Source organism: Streptomyces sp. col6 (assembly GCF_008042035.1).
Taxonomy (GTDB): Bacteria; Actinomycetota; Actinomycetes; order Streptomycetales; family Streptomycetaceae; genus Streptomyces.
The window spans coordinates 1-4,278 of sequence record NZ_RDBL01000043.1 but is presented as its reverse complement, the minus strand read 5'-3'; the positions used below and the strand labels follow the sequence as shown (position 1 = coordinate 4,278).

At 70.5% G+C, this 4,278-nt stretch carries 3 protein-coding genes; all 3 read left to right on the top strand.

The genetic code is table 11. From position 1 onward, the window contains the following. Positions 1 to 560 (top strand): CocE/NonD family hydrolase (locus tag EAO73_RS34870; RefSeq protein WP_147975544.1); only part of this gene is annotated, 560 nt, incomplete at its 5' end. 43 nt (positions 561 to 603) lie between these two features. Beyond that, complete coding sequence (locus tag EAO73_RS34865; RefSeq protein ID WP_147975543.1) at positions 604 to 1,332, top strand: DUF6333 family protein; 729 nt, start codon at positions 604 to 606, stop codon at positions 1,330 to 1,332. A 170-nt stretch (positions 1,333 to 1,502) separates the two neighbouring features. Further along, positions 1,503 to 3,845: a hypothetical protein gene (locus EAO73_RS34860; RefSeq protein WP_147975542.1), complete on the top strand. Its 2,343-nt coding sequence runs from the start codon at positions 1,503 to 1,505 to the stop codon at positions 3,843 to 3,845. Positions 3,846 to 4,278 lie beyond the last annotated feature (433 nt).

The window sequence follows — 4,278 nt, the reverse complement described above, 5'->3', positions numbered from 1 at the left end:
CCTTCCGCCACGACCCGGCCGACCCCACCCCCTCGCTGGGCGGCCCGCTGCTCTCCCGTACCGCCGGGGCGCGCGACAACGCCTCGCTGGAGGCGCGCGCGGACGTGCTGACGTTCACCGGGCCCGCCCTGGCCGAACCCCTCACCGTCCTCGGACCGGTCTCCGCCCGGATCGGCGCCGCCACGGATACGGGGTACGGCGATGTGTTCGTCCGGCTGTGCGACGTGGACCCCGAGGGCCGGTCGGTCAACGTCTGCGACGGGATCGCGCAGCTGCGCACCACGGGCGCGGACCCGGTCCGGGTGACCGTCCCGATGGGCCACACCGCCCACCGGTTCGCCGCCGGCCACCGCGTCCGCTGGCAGATCAGCGGCGGCGCGCACCCGCGCTACGCCCTGAACCCGGGCACCGGCGCTCCCCGGACCGACGCGACGGAGTTCGTGGCGGTACGGGTCACCGTGCACGCGGACTCGGAGCTGACGCTGCCGGCGGAGACCGGGAGCCGAGGCGGCCCGCCGGGGGCCGGGAGCCGAGGCGGCCCGCCGGGGGTCACCGCCTAGGATCGGGCTCGCCGTTTTCCGACCGTCCACGGAGGTGTCGCCGGTGTCCTACGACGAGGTGTGGGAGTACGGGCCGGACGAAGAGCTGGCGCAGCACGGGGAGTTCAGGCTCACCGTCGTCGGGCCGCCGTTCCCGGGCGGGGACGGCGAGCTGCCCGCCCACGATCCCGCGCGTGCCGCGGATCTGGTCGCCGCGCTGGCGACCGTGGACGCCGTGGTGGGGGAGGAGGGGCGGATCGAGGCGGTCGGGCGGCCGTCCTTCGCGACGCGGGCCGACCTCGACCTGGTCGCCGTCGGGTGCTGGGGGCCGGTGTCGGAGGTGGACGACCCGGCCCTCGCGGCGGGCGGGGACGGCTCCGCGCTCGCCGAGCAGGCCGATGCCCTCGCGGCGCGCTTCCCCGGAGCGGCCGTCATCGGTTCGGTGCGGGTGGACCACTCGGTGGCGTACAGCGCCCATGTCGTCCAGCACCCGGACGGGGCACGGCTGTTCGCGGCGGGTTGGTCCGGTGAGGGGGACTGGGACCGGGAGGGCGGTGTCGCGGAGGTGGCGGGGGCGTTCGGGATCGACGCCGCCGGTCTGCGGGACGCGGGCGTCGATCCGGACGCCGAGCCGGGGGACCTCGCCTGGGAGAGCCTGGTCCGGCTGGTCCTGCGGCGGACGAGCCCGTTGCCCAGGGCGGGCCGCACGCTGTCGGTGTTCCGGGTCCGGCGGTCCGAGGCGACGGCGGGTGATCTGGAGGACACCTGGATCGGGGAGCCGGACGGCTTCTGAACCGGACCCTCCCGCTTGCGTGCGTGACGCGCCCGCGATGCGGAGATTCGGCGGGGACATGCCGAAACAACCCCGGGCTTCTCACAGCTGATTCCTAGATTGTGCACAGGGCGGCGCACACAGACCAGTTGGCTCCGGAGCCAGCGGCGCCGCCGCACGGGGAGAAGTCAGTGAGCATCCGAATACTCCAGCCTGCGCTCCGCCGGCCCGTGTGGACGCGCTGCGCGCTCGTCCTCACCGCCGCCGGGGCCCTGACCCTGACCGGCCTGCCCGCCATGGAGCAGGCGGACGCCGCGCGGGCCAAGGCGGTCCGGTGCGACGAGAAGTTCCTGGGAAAGAAGTTCCCGACCACGCCGCCCAACTCCGGCCCGCCCGACAACCTTCCGTACGACGCCTGGCCGAACGACGAGAACTACACGTACGACAACCCGGCCAAGGCGTACGACGGGGTGCTGCCGCCGACCGACGCCCAGCGCGAGAAGGCGGGCACGAACTACCGGAAGTGGCAGCGGGCGTACAACAAGTCGCAGAATCCGGCGGACAAGGTCATGGAGATCTACGCCCGCTACAACAGTCAGTACGACAAGAAGACGGGCCTCAAGGAGTTCCAGCGCTTCCTGGACGTGCGCTACATCGGTAACCACGGCAATCCGCCCAGGGGCGAGGCCTTCGAGGCGCGGATGGTCAAGAAGTACAACATGATCGGTCCGGAATGGTGGTGCCAGGATCCGATCGAGTACACGGACCCCGTGACCGGCGAGAAGCGCACGCGGGTGGTGGACGCCCATCACCGGCCCACCGAGCGCAAGATCGAGATGAAGTCCAACGGCAAGATCGAGGACGATCAGCTCAAGGCCGACCGCCAGATCGCCAAGGAGAAGCCGAAGTCGACGTTCCGGTATCTGACCGGGCAGAAGACGGAGGACTCGACGAAGAAGAAGATTGCGCAGTTCGACGAGGACCTGAAGAGGGACCGGGGCAGCAGCCGCACCCAGGCCGGGGTCAACGAGCGGCGGTCCAACGCGATCGAGCGCACCCAGAAGCCCAACCAGTACACGAGGTTCGACAGCCGCTTCAATCCGGATCCGCTCAAGGGCGGCCGGGGGCCGATCATCGACCAGGCGCTGCGGTCCGGGAAGTCCGTCGCGGACGCCCGCAGGCTCCAGGCGATCTACAACCAGAACAACCGCGGGGGCTACTTCGGCCGGGGGCCCGGCGGCATCGACTTCTCCACCATGGAGATCAACTACGTCGGTACGCCCGTCAGGGGCAAGGGCCTCGACTACTCGATGAAGGCCGACTACGTGAAGGACCCGGACGCCAGTCCCGGGTACGGCGGTGACGCCAAGCTCCAGCTGGCCTCGGACGCCTTCTTCACCTGGCTGGCGCTGAGCCCGGAGAAGTTCTGGGTCAACCTCAACCCGGTCAGGCCCGACCTGATCATGGACAAGGACTTCTCGAAGACCGACGCGGGGCGGGTCCTGCTGGAGGCCGACCTGATCCTCAAGCACGACTACGCGGACGCGATGAACCCCGACAAGTACGAGCGCGGGGAGCGGTTCTGGAAGGCGGCGCCGCGTACGCCGGAGGGCATGCCCTGCCTGCCGATCATCCGGCAGTGGATCACCCCGAAGCCGGCGAAGGTCCGTGAGCAGGACGGCGGGATCTACATCCTGGACGCCCCGCTGAAGGTCAACATGGAGGTCCCGACCGGCCCCGACGTGCCCAAGGGCAGCTGCGAGCTGACCGAGGCGCAGACCGACCAGGCCGAGCAGCTGATCCTCTCGACGATTCAGCCGGAGCTGGAGCGCCGGGTCAACGACGACACCTCGTACGCGGACCTGCGCCGGGTCTACTCCTCGCGCGTCGCGGCCGAGTACATCCGCCGCAAGGACGCGGTGGAGGCGACCGACTTCCGCAAGATCATCAACAGCAACGACGTGTCGCGCTGGCCGCTGCGGGGCGAGAACAAGAACTGGGACAAGAACACCGTCTACGACAAGTACGTCGACTCGTTCAGGAACGGCGACTACAAGTTCGAGCGCGTCTACGACGGCAAGGTGTGGATCCTGTCGATGGGCGGGGTCGACTTCTCGAAGGCGCCCAAGAAGAACATCAGCAGCACCGAGTTCAAGACGCGGCACAAGGGCCTGGACAGGACGACGAAGACGTCCGTACAGGCCGAGGTGACCTACCAGGACGGCGACACCGCGTACCTGGGCGGGAGTACGGGGGATCAGCAGACGGCCCCCGAGGACCCGAAGCCGACGCCCTCGCCGACCGGTTCGGGCAGTCCGAAGCCGACCGACGCCCCGTCGACCCCGGCTCCCGGCTCGTCGTCCACCCCGGGCGGCGGTCACTCGACCCCGCCGGCCACGGACCCGGACGGCGACCTGGCGCACACCGGTAACGACGTGCCGGTCGGGCTGTTCGCCGGGGTCGCCGCGGCGCTCGCCGTCGTCGGCGGCGCGCTGGTGTGGTGGATGCGGCGGAGGAGGTCCCCGGGGCACTGACACCCGCCCGACAGCCCGACCATCCGACCGCCTGACCTGTCCCCCGCACCCGCTCGCCGTATGGGTGCGGGGGACAGCCGTGTCCGCCCCCTGCTTGCGCCTTGTTGCGCAAAAAACGAACGCAAGCACGCAGCTTGAAGCTGAAGGTATGAAATCTACTCGCAGGAGTCTTGTGGGCGGTGAGGTGCGCGCCCTACTGTCGCCTCGTTCATGACGGCGGCGACTCCCCACGCGCGCACGGCCGTTGAGCCTTGTCGACTCCGCGTCGACCCCTCAGAGAAACGGGCCTGCGATGTCACGGAAGACCGCCGCTGCTGCGGCTCCGGTGCGAAGACCGCACCGGACAGGGCTGTACGCGACCGCCGTCGCCTCGGTGACCGCCGCGGCGGTCGGTCTCGGGGTACTGGCCGGCGCCCCCGCGCTCGCCGCTCCC